We start from the raw sequence: 14,981 nt of genomic DNA on the forward strand, positions 1-14,981 counted from the left end.
TTGGGGGCTTACCAACTACGCCGTTAACTCTTTACGGTCCGTTGGCTTCAAACAGTACGGCCAGTACGAGAACGGGAAGGTGGAGATCCGCTGTGAGCAGCACCGAACAAGACGTCGGTGGCGCGGAGCCGCAGACCGACTGGGAGAGGATCCAGGGGAGTCCCGAATTCACGAACCTGCGCCGGCGATTGCGGGTGTTCGTGTTCCCGATGACCGCGCTGTTCCTGCTCTGGTACCTGCTGTACGTCATCCTGGCCGACTACGCGCACGGGTTCATGAGCACGAAGCTGTTCGGCAACATCACCGTCGGCCTGGTCTTCGGCCTGCTGCAGTTCGTGTCGACGTTCGTCATCACCGGGCTGTACGTGCGCTACGCCAACCGGAAGCTCGACCCGGTGGCCGACGAGATCCGCGCGCAGATCGAAGGGGAGCCCGGCAAATGAGCCTCGCCGCGGGCGTGGAAGGCAGCAACTCCACCCTCAACATCATCATCTTCCTGGTCTTCGTCGCGATCACGCTGGTGATCGTGTTCCGGGCCAGCCGCAACACGAAGACGGCGTCGGACTACTACGCCGCCGGCCGCGCGTTCACCGGCCCGCAGAACGGCATCGCGATTTCCGGCGACTACCTTTCGGCGGCGTCGTTCCTCGGCATCGCGGGCGCGATCGCCGTCAACGGCTACGACGGCTTCCTCTATTCGATCGGCTTCCTGGTCGCGTGGCTCGTCGCGCTGCTGCTCGTCGCGGAATTGCTGCGCAACACCGGCAAGTTCACGATGGGCGACGTCCTGGCGTTCCGCATGAAGCAGACGCCCGTGCGCGCGGCGGCCGCGATTTCGACGCTGGCCGTTTCGTTCTTCTACCTGCTCGCGCAGATGGCGGGCGCCGGTGGTCTGGTCAACCTGCTGCTCGGCATTTCCGGGGAAGCGGGCCAGGACCTGGTGATCGCCGTCGTCGGCGTGATCATGATCCTGTACGTGCTGATCGGCGGCATGAAGGGCACCACCTGGGTGCAGATCATCAAGGCCGCGCTGCTGATCGTCGGCGCGTTCGCGATGACGCTGTGGGTGCTCGGCAAGTACGGCTTCAGCCTGTCCGACCTGTTCCAGGCCGCCGTCGACAAGGGCGGCAAGGGCGGCGCGGCGCTGCTCGACCCGGGCAAGCAGTACGGCAAGACGGGCACGACGAAGCTCGACTTCCTGTCGCTGGGCATCGCGCTCGTCCTCGGCACCGCGGGCCTGCCGCACGTCCTGATGCGCTTCTACACCGTGCCGACCGCGCGCGACGCGCGCCGCTCGGTGGTCTGGGCGATCGTGCTGATCGGCGTGTTCTACCTGTTCACGCTGGTGCTCGGCTACGGCGCGGGCGCGATCGTCGGGCCGGAAAAGATCGCGAAGGCCCCGGGCACGACGAACTCGGCCGCGCCCCTGCTGGCGTTGGAGCTCGGCGGCCCGGTGCTGCTCGGGTTCATCTCCGCGGTCGCCTTCGCGACGATCCTCGCGGTGGTGGCGGGCCTGACGATCACGGCGTCGGCGTCCTTCGCGCACGACGTGTACGCGAACGTGATCAAGAAGGGCCAGATCTCCACCGGCGGCGAGGTCCGGGTCGCCCGGATCACGGCGCTGGTGATCGGGGCGCTGGCCATCGCGGGCGGCATCCTGGCGAAGTCCCAGAACGTGGCGTTCCTGGTCGCGCTCGCCTTCGCGGTGGCGGCGTCGGCGAACCTGCCGACGATCCTGTATTCGCTGTTCTGGAAGCGGTTCAACACCCAGGGCGCGCTGTGGTCGATCTACGGCGGCCTGGTCGTCACGATCGTGCTGATCGTGTTCTCGCCGGCGGTCTCCGGCAAGCCGGTCGACCCGAAGACGGGCAAGAGCGCGTCGATGATCCAGGGCGTCGACTTCCACTGGTTCCCGCTCGACAACCCGGGCCTGGTCTCGATCCCGGCCGCGTTCCTGCTCGGCTGGCTCGGCACGGTCCTGTCGAAGGAACGCAACAACGCGAAGTACGCGGAGATGGAGGTCCGCGCGCTGACCGGCGCGGGCGCCGAAAAAGCCGTCACGCACTAGCGGTCCGCGAAGGGCCCTCCCGCACGGGAGGGCCCTTCGCCGTGTCGCCCCTCCAATCACGCGTGATGCCTCCCCAATCACACGTGATGCCCGGCCGATCCCACCTCACGCGCGGGCAACGCCCTCGCATGGCAGCATGGAGACCGTGGTGAGCCCTGCTGAACTGCCGACCGCCGAGGTCCGCGACCTGCCCAAGGACGGCCTCGTCCTGCTCGACGTCCGCGAAGACGACGAGTGGGCCGCCGGGCACGCGCCCGGCGCCGTGCACATCCCGATGGGGGAGCTGCCCGCCCGCGTCGGCGAGCTGACCGACCTGCCCGACGACCAGCCGATCCACGTGATCTGCCGCAGCGGCGGCCGGTCCGCGCGCGCGACGGCGTGGCTGAACCAGAGCGGCTGGGACGCGGTGAACGTCGCCGGCGGCATGGGCGCGTGGCAGCGTGAAGGCCGGCCGATGGTCGGCGAGCACCCCGGCATCGACCCCGAAGTGATCTAGCCTTGCAGCCGGGTCCGCCTCCTGGGTACTGGCCGCGCCAGGTGCCGCCGCCGAACGCCCAGCAGCTGCAGGGCCGGGCGCCGGCCGCCCAGCCGGAGCCGTACCCGTACCACCGCCGTCCCCTGCACCGGCCGAAGCTGCGCTGGGTCGCGACCCCGCCCCCGGGCGCGTGGCCGCGCCGGCGGGTGACGCCGCCCGAGCGGTACCTCGGACCGCCGTCGTACCCGGTGCCGCCGCGCTGGGGCTTCCCGAACCTGGTCTGGCGCCGCCCGACGTCCGTGCCCGGCACGGCGTCGGACGAGGTCCGCCCGATCGACCGCGTGCCGGTGCTCAGCCGGAGCCTGCTCGGCATCCTCTTCGCGTTCGCCGTCCTCGCCGTCGTGGCCGCCGGCGCGGAGATCTGGCGGTACGTGCTGCTCGTCCAGGGCCGGGAGTCCGCGCTGAACCGCTCGGTCGTCGCGTTCTCCGACGGCTTCGTGCTCACTGCCGGCCTGCTGGCCTCGATCCTCGCGCTGCTGCCCGCCGGACTGTCGGTCTGGTGGCTGCTGGTCGCGCGCCGGGCCGCCGCGGACGTCTCGGGCGACGACCCGCCGCGGCCGCTCTGGCAGGTGCTGGTCGGCGTCCTCGTGCCGATCGCGAACCTGCCGATGGCCCTGTCGATCGTCGGCGAGCTGGAGCACGCGGTGCTGGGTCGCCCGCGCGACGTCCGGCCGAAGCCGTCGCGCCAGGTCCTCGTGTGGTGGGGCGCCTGGCTGCTGAACTGGATCCTGCTCGGCGTCACGATCGTCTGGCGCTTCCGCGACGACGTGCAGGCGATGGCCGACAGCGTCGTCCTCGTCGCGCTGACCGACCTGTCGGCGGCGCTGCTGGCGGTGGTGACCGCCCTGGTCGTGCGGCGATTCTCGGCTTTGCTGGCGCCGTCCGACGCTCGCGTCGTGCGCTCGATGCGCGTCCTCAAGGTGGCGGGTGCCCCGGAGCCCGAGCTGCGCACCGCGCGGCCGTCCGGCGCCGCCCGCTAGTACCTGCCGAAGACCGGTTCCAGCTGGTCGAAGGCCTGTTCCGCGGCGGGCCACACCGCATCGGAGATCTGCTTCTCGTTCTCGAGCGTCCGGTCGAAGACCTCCTGGAAGAGCACGCGCAGCACCGTCGCGAGGTGGGCGGCGGCGAGTACCGGCTCGAGGCCCTGCTCCGGATGGCGCCGGATGAGGAGGTGCGTCAACGCTGCCTCGCGCTCGCGGTGCATTTCGTGCAACGCGTTCGTCAGGACTGGGCTGTCCTTGATCATGCGCGCGAACCCCTGGCCGGAGAACCCGACCAGCGCGTGCTCGGCGCCCAGCGCTTCGAAGTAGAGCTCGCGGGTGTCGTGGAAGACGCTGTCGTGGATCAGGTTCGCGGGCCAGGCCGCGAAGTCCGCGCGGATGTCGAAGACCAGGTCCTCCTTGCGCGGGAAGTGGTTCGTCACGGTCATCTTGGCGACCCGCGCCGCGGCCGCGATGTCCGCGATCGTCACGTCCTCGAAGCCCTCGCGAATGAACAGCTTCGTCGCGACGTCGGAGATGTTCTTCCTGGTCTCGTGCTTCTTCTGGGCCCGGAGTCCCTCGCTCATGGACGTCACTCTACTGGGTCGGACCCAAGTTTGTGCTTGACCTAGTAGATGGGTTGGACCTAATCTGAGGTTCGACCTAATGAACGGGGGAGGGCATGACGACGGCGATCCGTCCCGACGCGGCGTTGTGGAAGCTCGGCGGCGTCCTGATCATGGGCGCGGTGCTGTCGATCCTCGACGCGACGATCGTCACCGTCGGGATCGGCTCGATCGCCCGTGACCTGGGCAGTCCGCTGCCGACGGTGCAGTGGGTGGCCAGCGCGTATTTGCTGGCCGCGTCGGCGGCGATCCCGTTGTCGGGCTGGCTGACCGACCGCGTCGGCGGCCGCGCGGTGTGGCTGGCGGCGGTGGCGGTCTTCACGGCCGGCACGCTGTTGTGCGGGTTCGCCTGGTCGGCGCCGGCACTGATCGCGTTCCGGGTGCTGCACGGCCTGGGCGGCGGGCTGATGCAGCCGGTCGGGCAGGCGGTGTTCGCGCAGGAGGCGGGCCCGGCGCTGGGCCGCATGATCGGCGTGATCACGCTGCCGGCCACGGTGGCGCCGGTGCTCGGCCCGATGCTCGGCGGTGTCCTGGTGGCCGGCCTCGGCTGGCGGTGGATGTTCTTCGGCGTCGTCCCGTTGGGCGTGGCGACGTTCGTCTTCGCACGGCGGTTGCTCCCGGCGCCGTCGCCCGGCGGCGTCCGCGCACCGCTCGACGTCCGCGGGATCCTCCTGCTTTCGCCGGGGCTGAGCGCGTTCGTCTACGGCTTGGCCGAAGGTGTGCTCGTCGCTTGGCTGGCTGGGGCTGTCCTGCTGGTCGCGTACGGCGTCCACGCGGCCCGGACGCCGTCGGCGATCCTCGACCTGAAGTTGTTCCGCGACAAGGGTTTCACGGTCGCCAGCGTGAGCACTTTTCTGCTGGGTGCGTCACTGTACAGCTCGATGTTGCTGCTTCCCCTTTACTACCAACAGGTTTCGCACGCGAGCGCGTTGGAAGCCGGGCTGTTGCTCGCTCCGCAGGCCGTCGGCTCGGCGGCGGTCATGCTGGCGGGCGGCCGGCTCCTGGCCCGGTTCGGCGCCCGCCGGATGATGCTGGCCGGGATCGGCCTGTCCCTGCTGGGCACCATCGCGTTCACCCAGCTCGGTTCGGCACCGAGTGGCGTCTTGCTGACCTTGTCCCTGGTCGTCCGTGGCGCCGGGCTCGGCGCGGCGACCGCCCCGGGCATGACCACGCTGTACGGCTCGCTGGAGCGGTCCCGCATCCCGCGGGCGGCGAGCGCGTTCAACGTGATCAACCGGATCGGCGGCTCGCTGGGCACGGCCCTGCTGGCCGCGATCCTCCACAGTGAACTCACGAAGGCGGCGGGCCCCAGCGCCTTCGGCATGACGTTCACGTGGGCACTCGCGATATCCGCATTGACCCTGATTCCCGCAGCCTTCTACCCCCCGAGGAGCACCCGGTGACCCTCCGCCTGCTGAGCGTCCACGCACACCCCGACGACGAGTCCAGCAAGGGCGCGGCCACGCTCGCCCGCTACGCGGCCGAAGGCGTCGACGTCCTGGTCGCCACCTGCACCGGCGGCGAGCGCGGCGACATCCTGAACCCGGCCCTGGACACCCCCGAAACCCTCGCCGACCTGCCGGCGATCCGTCGCCGCGAGATGGCCGCGGCGGCCCGGATCCTGGGCGTCCGCCAGCGCTTCCTCGGCATGGCCGACTCGGGCATGAGCGAGCCACTGCCCGAGGGCTCCTTCGCCACGCTCCCGCTGTCCGAAGCGGCCGCTCCGCTGGTGGCGCTGATCCGCGAGTTCCGCCCGCACGTCGTGATCACGTACGACGAAACGGGCGGCTACCCCCACCCGGACCACATCCGCACCCACGAGGTCACGCTCGAAGCCTTCGACGCGGCGGCCGACCCGGCCCGCTACCCGGGAACCGGCGAACCCTGGCGGGTCCAAAAGCTGTACTACCAGGCAACTCTGAGCCGGGCCTGGTTCAAAGCCCTGCACGACGCGACCCTGGCCGCCGGTCTCGAGTCCTCCATGGCCGACGTCCTCGCCGAGCTCCCACCCGACACCCTGACGACCACCACGAAGATCCGCTGCGAGGAGTACTTCGGCACCCGCGACCGCGCCCTCCTGGCCCACGCGACCCAGGTCGACCCGGCCCACCCGTTCTTCGCCCACTCCCGCGACATCGAACGCGAAGTCTGGCCCCACGAGGACTACCACCGAGCCTGCCCGGTCCCAGGCCCAGACCTGGAAACCGACCTGTTCGCCGGAGTAACCCCATGACCCACCGTGTCGACCCCGCAATCACGCGTGATGCCTCCCCAATCACGCGAGATGCCCGTCCAATCACGCGAGATGCCCGTCCAATCACGCGAGTTCGGGCTCGGCTCACGCCGGATCCGGCCTACGCGGTGACCCGCAGCTCCCGCAGCCCGCGGATGACGAACTCCGGCCGTCGCCGCGGAGTCTCGGCGAGTCGCAGACCCGGCAGCTTCGCCGCCAGCGCGCTCAACGCGGCGGCGATCTCCACCCGAGCGAGAGGAGCGCCCACGCAGTAGTGAATCCCCAGGCCGAACCCGAGGTGCGCGTTCGGCGTCCGTCCGATGTCGAGGGTGTCCGGCGCGTCGAACACCTTCGGATCGCGGGCGGCGGCACCCAGCAGCGCGCCGATCTTCTGCCCCTCCGAGACGACATACCCGCAGATCGACACGTCCTCGGTCGCCGTCCGCTCGAACAGCTGCAGCGGCGCGTCGAACCGGATCAGTTCTTCGACGCACGAATCCAGCAAGGAAGGAGTCGCCAGGAGCCGTTCCCACTGGTCCCGGTGGGTGAGCAGGGCCGTGATGCCGTTGCCGAGCACGTTCACCGTTGCCTCGTGGCCGGCCATCAGCAGCAGCACCGCGGTCGCGACCAGCTCGTCCGGGGTCAGCTCGCTGCTCAGCAGGTCGCTGATGATGTCGTCCCCGGGCGACTCGGCGCGGGTCGAGGCCACCGACCGGACGTACTCGACGAACTCGGCGGCCGCCAGCTCGGCGGCGTCGCGGCCCTCCTCGGGCAGGCCGTACTCGTACATCTTGACGATGGCGTTGGACAGTTCGACCATCCGCGGGCCGTCGGTGCCGGGCACGCCCAGCAGCTCGGCGATCACGGCGACCGGCAGCGGCTGGGCGAGGTGCGCCAGCAGGTCCGCGCTGCCGTCGGCGGCGATCGCGGCCGCGAGGTCGTCGACCATCCGGTCGGCGAGCTTCGCGACCATCGGACGCAGGCGCTGCACGTGGCCGCGGCCGAAGGCGCCCGCGATCAGGCGGCGCAGGCGGGTGTGCGCCGGCGGCTCGTTCTCCAGCAGGGAGTTGCGGTGCAGCAGGTTGAACGACGCGAACCGTTCGAGCGGCTGGGCGTCCTGCCAGATCCGGCCCAGGCCGCGGTGGCGCAGGACGGCCGAAGACGCGGCGTGCGAGACGGCGACGGCCAAGCCGAGCTCGTCGTGGTGGTGGACGTCGCCCTGGGAACGGAGCTCGGCGAACGCCGGGTACGGGTCTTCCAGGAACGCGGGATCGCGGGGGTCGAACACGTCGCGAGACTAACCCTTCGATAGCGTCTCAAACCGAGCCAGAGGAGGCAGCAGTGGGCAAGGGCGCGCGCAAGAAGGGTCCCAAGCAGGCGTCGGACCGCAAGCCGAAGGTGCGCGACGTCTTCGTCGGCCAGCCGTTCGAAGGACTGGCGGCGGAGCCCGAGCTGATCGCGCTGCGCGAGTTCGTGCCGTCCGCGACGGCCAAGCTGACCCTCGCCGACGGCGGGGACGTCACCCTCGGCACGGTGCTGCCGATGGCCGCGGCCGCGTTCGTCCGCTCGGATGGCGAGCGCTACCTCGGCCTGCAGGTGCAGACGCGCTCGTCCGACATCAGCCGCGACCTCGGCCGTTCGCTGAAGTGGCTGCTGGACGCCAAGGAGGGCGACGTCCTCGGCGTGCCGGACACGACGACCCCGCCGGAGGCCGACGAGCACGCCCGCCTCCAGGACCTGCTGAGCCCGGGCGCCGAACTCGACGTCACGCTGCACAAGGACTTCGCCTGGTGGCTCCCGGAGGACGCGGACGCCACCGGCGACGTCGCGGTCTCCCTCGAGCGCGCGAACGCGGCGATCATGCCGACCGAACGCCTCGGCCACGGCGCCTACTGGGTCCTCGCGGGCGAAAAGGCGCACCTGCGCTGGGTCCGCCCGGAGCCGGAGAACCTGCTGCTCCAGGCCCTCGCCCGGCTGTCCGCGGCGGGCGAGCTCGGCCTCGGCGAGGGCTCGCGCTACGCCGGTTCGTTCCGGGCGCACGGCCTGCTGGTCCCGGTCTGGGACCTCGACCCCGAGGCCCACGCCCGCGAGTGGGCCGAAGCGAAGGACGCCCTGGGCGGCCGCCTCGAGTCGGCCCTCAAGTCCCTCGACACGGAACCCCTGAACGCCGCCGAGCGCCGCGCTCGCGACGGCCTCATCGGCCGCCAGCTCACCCTGCGCTGACCCACCGGGCGCGGCCCGCCGAAGGCCCCAGCAGGCCGCGCCCGCCGAGCAGCCCTTCGGGACGGCCACCGTCCGGCCGCGGAGCTCGGATGGGTCGTCGGCGGTAGCCCGCAAGCGGCGTGCCCGAGGCGGTCCGGCAGCCGCCGAGGCGTCGTCGGAAAGCACCGGACCGTTCGCGCGTTCCGGTGACCGGAAACTGCTCGATGAGCGTTCAACCAGGCGTTATGTGGCGCACGAGACACCGCCGCCGAATCGCTGTGGTGGGACGATTCTCCGCGTGATACTCCACATCTGCGGGGCGGCCGACTGGGCCGAAGTGGGCGAAGGCGGCGAGTACCGGCCTCCTTCACTCGGGGACGTCGGGTTCGTCCACTGCTCCGACTTCGGCACGGCGCACCTGCCGGCCAACGCGCTCTACCGGGGCCGCACCGATCTGGTGCTGCTCGAGATCGACCCGGGAAATCTGGGGGTCCCCGTCCGCTGGGAAGACGGCGAGCCCCCGCATCCGGCCGGGGTCTGGTTCCCGCACGTGTACGGCCCGATTCCGCGCTCGGCGGTTGTCGGTGTGCACGCGTTCGGCGAGGTGGACGGTGCCGGTTTCCGGCTGCCCGACGCGCTCGCGCACCGCTGACGTGGGCAATTCGACCCGCCCGAAGTCAGGCGGGAACGCGGGCAACCTGAGGGGGCTGTGATGCGTGTTGGGGAGGAAAGCGGCTCGAACCCGATGGGAGGCGATACGGTGACCGCTGCGGCACCCGTCTTCACCGGGGGAGATACCTGGGTGACCAGCGCAGGCCGAGGGAGGGCCGCGACGTTGCCGGGCGAGTTCACCGACTTCGGTGACTTCGTGCAGGCCACCCTGCCGGGGTTGCTGCGGTACGGGCACGCGCTCACCGGCAACCCGCACGACGCGGCGGACCTGGTGCAGACCGTCCTCGAAAAGATCGGTTCGCGCTGGGCGTACGTGCACGAAAAGACCGGCGACCCGCTCGCCTACGTCCGGCGGTCGATGGCGAACGCGCACGTCAGCCGCTGGCGGCGGACGCGTCGCGAGAACCTCGTGGCCGATCTGCCGGACACCAGTCCGCACGTGCCGGACGACCCGTTCGAGCACGAGCCGCTGTGGCGTGCGTTACGAACGCTGCCGCCGAGACAACGGGCCGTGATGGTCCTGCGTTACTACGAGGGTCTGTCGGAAGCGGAGATCGCGAGCGCCCTCGGCGTCACGCAGGGCACCGTGAAGAGCCAGGCCAGCAAGGCGATCACGTCGCTGCGGATGAAGCTGACCGCGGCCGACATCCAGGGCGAAGGGAGTGACGCGGGTTGAACATCTCCGAGGACGAGCTGGAGCAGCGCCTGCGCGCGCTGTTCGCCGACGAGCGCCTGGACTTACCGCCACCGCCGCCGGACGCCGGCACGGTCATCGTCGCCGGGGCACGGCGCCGCCGCCGTCGCCGGCACGGCGTGCTCGCCGCGACGGGTGTCGCGGCGGCCGTCGTGGCCGTTTCGGGCGGGCTCACCATGGTCAGCCTCCACGGCGAGGACGGCACCGCGGTGATGTCCGCGGGCGGCTCGTCGATCAGCGTCAAGCCGCCGGAGAACCTCACGGCCGGGCGGCAGCCACAGCCGTCGGACGCGGGTCCGACGAGCACGCAGGACATCGAGGCTTCCGCGCCTCCGGCCACGCAGCCGTCGAAGGCTTCGCGGCCACCTTCGGCCCAGCCGACGTCGAAGCTCCCGGTCGTGCTGAGCGGGCCGCTGCTCGCCCCGGACGGCTTCGGCAGCATCAAGCTCGGCATGTCCGAGACCCAGATCGCCGCGCAGGGCGTCACGCTCAGCGACGCGAAGACGGGCGGGAGCTGCACCGTTTACACCGCGCGGGGCAGCGGGGTGCCGTCCGGCGCGACCGTGGTGGTCTCGAAAGCGGCCGGGCTCACCGTCGTCACCCCCGACCAGTCGGCGCACACCGCCGAGGGCATCGGCGCCGGGTCGACCAGGGACCAGGTGCTCGCGGTCTACCCCGCGGCGAAGGACGAGTCGGGTGGCGTCGTCGCCCCCGCCACCGCCGCCGCCGAATACCACTTCCGGCTCGACGACTCCGCGGTCGTGCAGACCAGCCTCGCGAGCGTCAACCAGGACTGCGCCGGCTGAAAACGCCGGCGACATGCGAAAACCCGGGCTGTCCACAGGGGGAGAGCCCGGGTTTTCGGCGTCTTGGGGTTACAGCGCTCCGCCGGCCACCGGCGGCATCTGCGCATCCGTGCCGCCATCGCCGACGGACTCGCGGTGCAGGTGGTTCTCGACCTCGAACAGGTTGCCGTTCGCGCGCTTGACGACGTTCAGCAGCGTGTTCATCTGCGAGATCTCCTCGACCTGCTCCTTGAGGAACCACTGCGTGAACTGCTCGCTGATGTAGTCCTCTTCGGCGCGGGCGGCCTTGGCCATCGCGGAGATGTCGGCCGCGACTTCCTTCTCCTGCTCGAGCGCGAGCTCGATGACCTCGGTGACGCCGGAGAAGTCGTTGCGCACTTCACCCGTGCCCGGGATTTCGACGTGGTGGTCGCGGTCGAGCATGTACTGCACGAGCGCCATCGCGTGGTTGCGCTCTTCGACGGACTGCTTGTAGAAGTGCTTCGCCAGCTGCGGCAGGTCCTCGGCGTCGAACCACACCGCGAGCGCGATGTACTGCTGCGATGCGTTGAACTCGTTGTGGATCTGCGCCTGCAGCAGCTCGTAGAACTTCGAGCGCGGTTCTTTCTTCTTGGTGAGGGCCATGTGAATCAGAATAAATCAAGATTCGGCTCGATGCCACTTCGGGCTGGTGATCTGGCCCCTATTAGGGTTACCATTCCTAAAGAAGACGTACCTAATTTAAGTAAGCCTTCCCTAAATTGTCGTAACCATTTAGGGAAGGCTTACTTCATTTTATTGCAGCGGCTCCCGGCGGATGGGGCAGGACATGCACCGCGGGCCACCCCGGCCGGAACCCAGCTCCGAGCCCGCGATCGGCAGCACCTCGATACCGGCCGCCTCCAGCCGTTCGTTCGTCTCGACGTTCCGCTCGTAGCCGACGACCACGCCGGGCGCCAGCGCGAGCGTGTTGTTGCCGTCGTCCCACTGCTCGCGCTCGGCCGTCACCGGGTCGAGCCCGGTGTCGATGACGCGCAGCCGGTCGATTTCCATGGCCTCCGCCGCGGCCACCAGGAACGGGGCCGGGCCCGCCACCTTCACGCCGCCGTCGCCGGTCGGGCGGATGGTGAACGCCGTCAGCGAGTCGCGGGCCAGCGGGTACATCACCACGGCGTCGGCGGCGACCATCGTGCACACCGTGTCCAGGTGCATGGTCGCGCGGGACTGCTCGATCGGCACCGCCAGCACGGTGTGCGCGATGCCGTCGGCGAACACCGACCGCGCGAGCGACTCCGCGCCGGCCGCGGTCGTGCGCTCGCCGACGCCGATGGCGAGCACGCCCGGCGCCAGCAGCATCACGTCACCGCCTTCGATCGGTGCGGAATGCGCGCCGTACGCGCGGGCGGCGTGCCGGAAGTACGGGTGGTAGGCGTAGATCAGGTCCAGCACCGCCGTCTCGCGACGGCGCGCGGGCATGGTCAACGACGAAATCGCCACCCGGTCGGCGATCCACGCCGACGAATCGCGCGTGAACAGCAGGTTCGGCAGCGGGTCGACGGCGAAGTCGTGCGGGTGGTTCATCATCCGCACCAGCGACGCGCCCTCGGCCGACGGCAGCTCCTCGAACGTCATCCCGGCCATCAGCACCTCGGCGAGGCCGGCGGCGGGGACGCCGGAAAGGTGCGACCGCAGCGAGTCGGCGAGGTCGCCGCCGAGGCGCCGGTCGTCGACCGCCGCGTGCACGCCGGCCGCGTGGGCGCGGTCGTCCTCCAGCGCCGTCCGGAGGGCGTCGGCCAGCAGCAGCACCTCGACGCCGCGGCTGCGCAGCACCTCGGCGAACGCGTCGTGCTCGGCCTGGGCCCGGTCGACCCACGGGATCGAGTCGAACAGGAGCTGGTCGTTGTTGCGGGGCGTCAGCCTTTTGAGCTCGTTGCCGGGCCGGTGCAGCAGCACCGCGCGCAGGGGTCCGACTTCGCTGTCCACCCGGGGAGGTGTCGTTTCGTCGATCACCCCCCGAGCTTAGTCAGGGCAACCAGGAAACGTGCCCCTTCAGCAGGGCGTATCCGACGAAAGAAACGAAGTCGAACAGCGTGTGCGCGGCGACGAGCGGCCACAGCCGGTTCGTCTTCTGCCACAGCCGCCCGAACACCAGGCCCATGACGAAGTTGCCCACGAACCCGCCGAAGCCCTGGTACAGGTGGTACGACCCGCGCAGCACCGCGGCGCCGAGCACGGCGTTGTTCTCGCGGACGCCGAGCTGGCGCAGCCGCGTCAGCAGATAGCCGATGACCAGGACTTCTTCGGCGAACGCGTTGCCGAACGCCGAGAGCGTCAGCGAGATCGGCCGCCACCACGTGTCGTTCAAAGTGGACGGTTGCACCGCCAGGCTGAAGCCCAGGTGGTAGGAGAGGAAGTACAGCCCGAGGCCGGGGATCCCGATCAGCGCGGCCAGCCCGAGCGTCAGCAGCGTGTCGCGGCCGGGAGACCGGCGGTCCAGTCCGACCTGGGCCATCTTGATCCCGGCGCGCCACAGGAAGTACAGCCCGAGCGCGCCCCAGCCGACGAGCTGGGCGGCCGAGAGCAGCTGCTTCAGCAGGTCGATCAGGCTGGCCGCGGCCTGCGGCACGTTGAGCTGGACCTGTTGCTGGGCCAGCGGCGTCGGCTGCAACAGGGAGTCCACAAGGGACAGCAGGCTGCGCACGCCGGACAGGCCGAGCGTGATGCCGAAGACGATCAGCAGCTCGACCTTGACCGCCCGGCGCTCCCGCGGGTCCTCGATCGTCTCCGGGAACTCGGGACGGGCCGGGGCCAGCCACGATCGCGCGGTGAACGTCATGTGCGCACGCTACCTTCGGGGTATGCCGAGGAGCATCGCCACCAACGAAACCGTCGACCGCGCCGCGCTCGTCGAGTTCCTGTCCACCCGCCACCGCGCGATCCTGATGGCCACGAAGGCCGACGGGAGCCCGCAGCTCTCGCCGGTCACCTGCGGCGTCGACGCCGAGGGCAGGCTGGTCATCTCGACCTACCCCAAGCGCGCCAAGGTCGTGAACGTCAAGCGCAACCCGAAGGTCTCGGCCTGCATCCTCTCCGACGAGTGGAACGACCGGTGGGTCCAGCTCAACGGGACCGCCGAGGTGCTGGACATCCCGGAGTCCGTCGAGCCGCTCGTGGAGTACTTCCGCGCCATTTCCGGCGAACACCCGGACTGGGACGAATACCGCGAAGCCATGGTCAAGCAGGGCAAGAGCATCATCCGCGTGACGATCGAGAGCTGGGGCCCGATCGCCAAGGGCGGCTTCCCCGCCGAACTAGCCTGACGTCCCCCGCAGGAACGGGCAGCCGACGAGCCGCCGCAGCTCCATCGCGAGCTGCGGCGGGCTTTCGACGGACTTCGAGAACGCCAGCCGGACGTCGTGGTCGCCCGCGTCGGACTCGACGCGCAGCCGCAGCCCGAACCGGTCCAGCCCGAGCGGGCGGATCCGGCCGCCGCGCAGCTCCGCCGGCAGGTGCTTGGCCAGCTGGTCGACGACGTCGGAGTGGTCGCTCTCCAGGTGCCGCAGCCACTGGGCCTCGTAGTCGTGGAACGGGTCGGGCGGCGCCGCGCTGAACATGTGCGGGCGCAGCGAATGCGTGCCCTCGGCGTCGGCGAGCACGAGCGACGCCGGGGTGAGCCGCAGCAGGGTGACGCCGTGACCGACGTCGAGGAGCCGTTCGTCCGGTCGCGACTCGGCGATCGCGATCGCCCGCGCGCGGGCCGAAACCGGGGAGAGCGGCCGCAGCCAGCCCGTGATCCACAGCAGGCCGCGGATCGGTTCGCGCAGGTCGACGGGTGCCTGGTCGGCCAGTTCGACCATCACGGCCAGCTCGCCGCGCTGGGTCTGCTTCGCCGCGTTGACCATCGGGTGGTCGTCGGGCAGCAGCACGCTGACGCTGCCGCTGTGGTGCACGTGGTGCAGGACCGGGACGACGCGTTCGCCGTCGAGACCGGCGCGTTCGCACGTCGGCATGAGCGACGCCGGCCCGTTGCGGGTCGCGATCGTCTTGGCGCGCTCGGCGGGGTTCGGCGCCGGCGGGCGGCGGATGGATGTCGGTGCCTCGGTCACGGCTCACCTCCTACTTAGGTGAGCCTAACCTGAATCAGTCGGTCTGGGTAGTCGCCGGATTGCGGTTCGGGTCACGTCGC

At 70.4% G+C, this 14,981-nt stretch carries 17 protein-coding genes; 11 read left to right on the forward strand and 6 right to left on the reverse strand.

From position 1 onward, the window contains the following. Positions 1-92: 92 nt before the first annotated feature. From ACWEN0_RS10110 to ACWEN0_RS10125, 4 genes are all read left to right on the forward strand, one after another. Positions 93-443, forward strand: coding sequence for a DUF485 domain-containing protein (locus tag ACWEN0_RS10110; RefSeq protein ID WP_451971164.1), 351 nt, complete (start codon positions 93-95; stop codon positions 441-443). Next, positions 440-2,068: a solute symporter family protein gene (locus ACWEN0_RS10115; protein WP_451971167.1), complete on the forward strand. Its 1,629-nt coding sequence runs from the start codon at positions 440-442 to the stop codon at positions 2,066-2,068. The genes ACWEN0_RS10110 and ACWEN0_RS10115 overlap by 4 nt, the downstream gene beginning before the upstream one ends. A 136-nt stretch (positions 2,069-2,204) precedes the next feature. After that, positions 2,205-2,564, forward strand: coding sequence for a rhodanese-like domain-containing protein (locus ACWEN0_RS10120; protein WP_451971168.1), 360 nt, complete (start codon positions 2,205-2,207; stop codon positions 2,562-2,564). Between the two features lie 41 nt (positions 2,565-2,605). Continuing rightward, positions 2,606-3,583 (forward strand): DUF4328 domain-containing protein, encoded by a 978-nt coding sequence (locus ACWEN0_RS10125; RefSeq protein WP_451971170.1) that lies wholly within the window; start codon positions 2,606-2,608, stop codon positions 3,581-3,583. Here the strand turns inward: ACWEN0_RS10125 and ACWEN0_RS10130 are convergent. Then, positions 3,580-4,170 carry a TetR/AcrR family transcriptional regulator gene (locus ACWEN0_RS10130; protein ID WP_451971173.1) on the reverse strand — a complete coding sequence of 197 codons (591 nt, stop codon included), beginning with the start codon at positions 4,168-4,170 and terminating at the stop codon, positions 3,580-3,582. The two genes, ACWEN0_RS10125 and ACWEN0_RS10130, sit on opposite strands and share 4 nt — an antisense overlap. Before the next feature lie 95 nt (positions 4,171-4,265). On the opposite strand from ACWEN0_RS10130, the gene ACWEN0_RS10135 reads away from it, so the two are divergent. Further along, on the forward strand, positions 4,266-5,612 hold the full coding sequence (locus ACWEN0_RS10135; protein WP_451971176.1) for a DHA2 family efflux MFS transporter permease subunit: 1,347 nt from the start codon (positions 4,266-4,268) through the stop codon (positions 5,610-5,612). Continuing rightward, positions 5,609-6,442 carry a mycothiol conjugate amidase Mca gene (gene mca, locus ACWEN0_RS10140; protein ID WP_451971179.1) on the forward strand — a complete coding sequence of 278 codons (834 nt, stop codon included), beginning with the start codon at positions 5,609-5,611 and terminating at the stop codon, positions 6,440-6,442. Before ACWEN0_RS10135 ends, mca begins: the two co-directional genes overlap by 4 nt. A gap of 121 nt (positions 6,443-6,563) precedes the next feature. On the opposite strand, the gene ACWEN0_RS10145 is transcribed toward mca, so the two are convergent. Then, positions 6,564-7,730 (reverse strand): cytochrome P450, encoded by a 1,167-nt coding sequence (locus ACWEN0_RS10145; protein ID WP_451971182.1) that lies wholly within the window; start codon positions 7,728-7,730, stop codon positions 6,564-6,566. A gap of 53 nt (positions 7,731-7,783) precedes the next feature. On the opposite strand from ACWEN0_RS10145, the gene ACWEN0_RS10150 reads away from it, so the two are divergent. From ACWEN0_RS10150 to ACWEN0_RS10165, 4 genes are all read left to right on the forward strand, one after another. Continuing rightward, positions 7,784-8,665, forward strand: coding sequence for a DUF5926 family protein (locus ACWEN0_RS10150; protein ID WP_451971185.1), 882 nt, complete (start codon positions 7,784-7,786; stop codon positions 8,663-8,665). A gap of 277 nt (positions 8,666-8,942) precedes the next feature. Beyond that, on the forward strand, positions 8,943-9,296 hold the full coding sequence (locus ACWEN0_RS10155) for a DUF952 domain-containing protein (protein WP_451971187.1): 354 nt from the start codon (positions 8,943-8,945) through the stop codon (positions 9,294-9,296). Between the two features lie 183 nt (positions 9,297-9,479). Continuing rightward, a complete protein-coding gene (locus ACWEN0_RS10160; protein ID WP_451971988.1) occupies positions 9,480-9,992 on the forward strand; it encodes a SigE family RNA polymerase sigma factor in 513 nt (170 codons plus the stop codon). Further along, positions 9,989-10,816, forward strand: a complete 828-nt coding sequence (locus ACWEN0_RS10165; RefSeq protein WP_451971190.1) for a hypothetical protein — start codon at positions 9,989-9,991, stop codon at positions 10,814-10,816. Before ACWEN0_RS10160 ends, ACWEN0_RS10165 begins: the two co-directional genes overlap by 4 nt. 69 nt (positions 10,817-10,885) lie before the next feature. On the opposite strand, the gene ACWEN0_RS10170 is transcribed toward ACWEN0_RS10165, so the two are convergent. The 3 genes from ACWEN0_RS10170 to ACWEN0_RS10180 all read right to left on the reverse strand — a co-directional run bounded on the left by ACWEN0_RS10170 (position 10,886) and on the right by ACWEN0_RS10180 (position 13,631). Beyond that, positions 10,886-11,440: a ferritin gene (locus ACWEN0_RS10170; RefSeq protein WP_451971193.1), complete on the reverse strand. Its 555-nt coding sequence runs from the start codon at positions 11,438-11,440 to the stop codon at positions 10,886-10,888. 150 nt (positions 11,441-11,590) lie between these two features. Continuing rightward, positions 11,591-12,778 carry an arginine deiminase gene (locus ACWEN0_RS10175; RefSeq protein WP_451971991.1) on the reverse strand — a complete coding sequence of 396 codons (1,188 nt, stop codon included), beginning with the start codon at positions 12,776-12,778 and terminating at the stop codon, positions 11,591-11,593. A 40-nt stretch (positions 12,779-12,818) separates the two neighbouring features. Further along, positions 12,819-13,631 carry a CPBP family intramembrane glutamic endopeptidase gene (locus ACWEN0_RS10180; RefSeq protein ID WP_451971196.1) on the reverse strand — a complete coding sequence of 271 codons (813 nt, stop codon included), beginning with the start codon at positions 13,629-13,631 and terminating at the stop codon, positions 12,819-12,821. Between the two features lie 22 nt (positions 13,632-13,653). On the opposite strand from ACWEN0_RS10180, the gene ACWEN0_RS10185 reads away from it, so the two are divergent. After that, positions 13,654-14,115, forward strand: a complete 462-nt coding sequence (locus tag ACWEN0_RS10185; protein ID WP_451971199.1) for a PPOX class F420-dependent oxidoreductase — start codon at positions 13,654-13,656, stop codon at positions 14,113-14,115. Here ACWEN0_RS10185 and ACWEN0_RS10190 read toward each other — a convergent pair. Further along, entirely contained in the window at positions 14,107-14,901 is a 795-nt protein-coding gene (locus ACWEN0_RS10190) for a DUF2470 domain-containing protein (protein ID WP_451971202.1), read from the reverse strand. The genes ACWEN0_RS10185 and ACWEN0_RS10190 overlap by 9 nt on opposite strands. Positions 14,902-14,981: the final 80 nt, after the last annotated feature.

It is taken from the genome of Amycolatopsis sp. NPDC004378, from assembly GCF_053602455.1.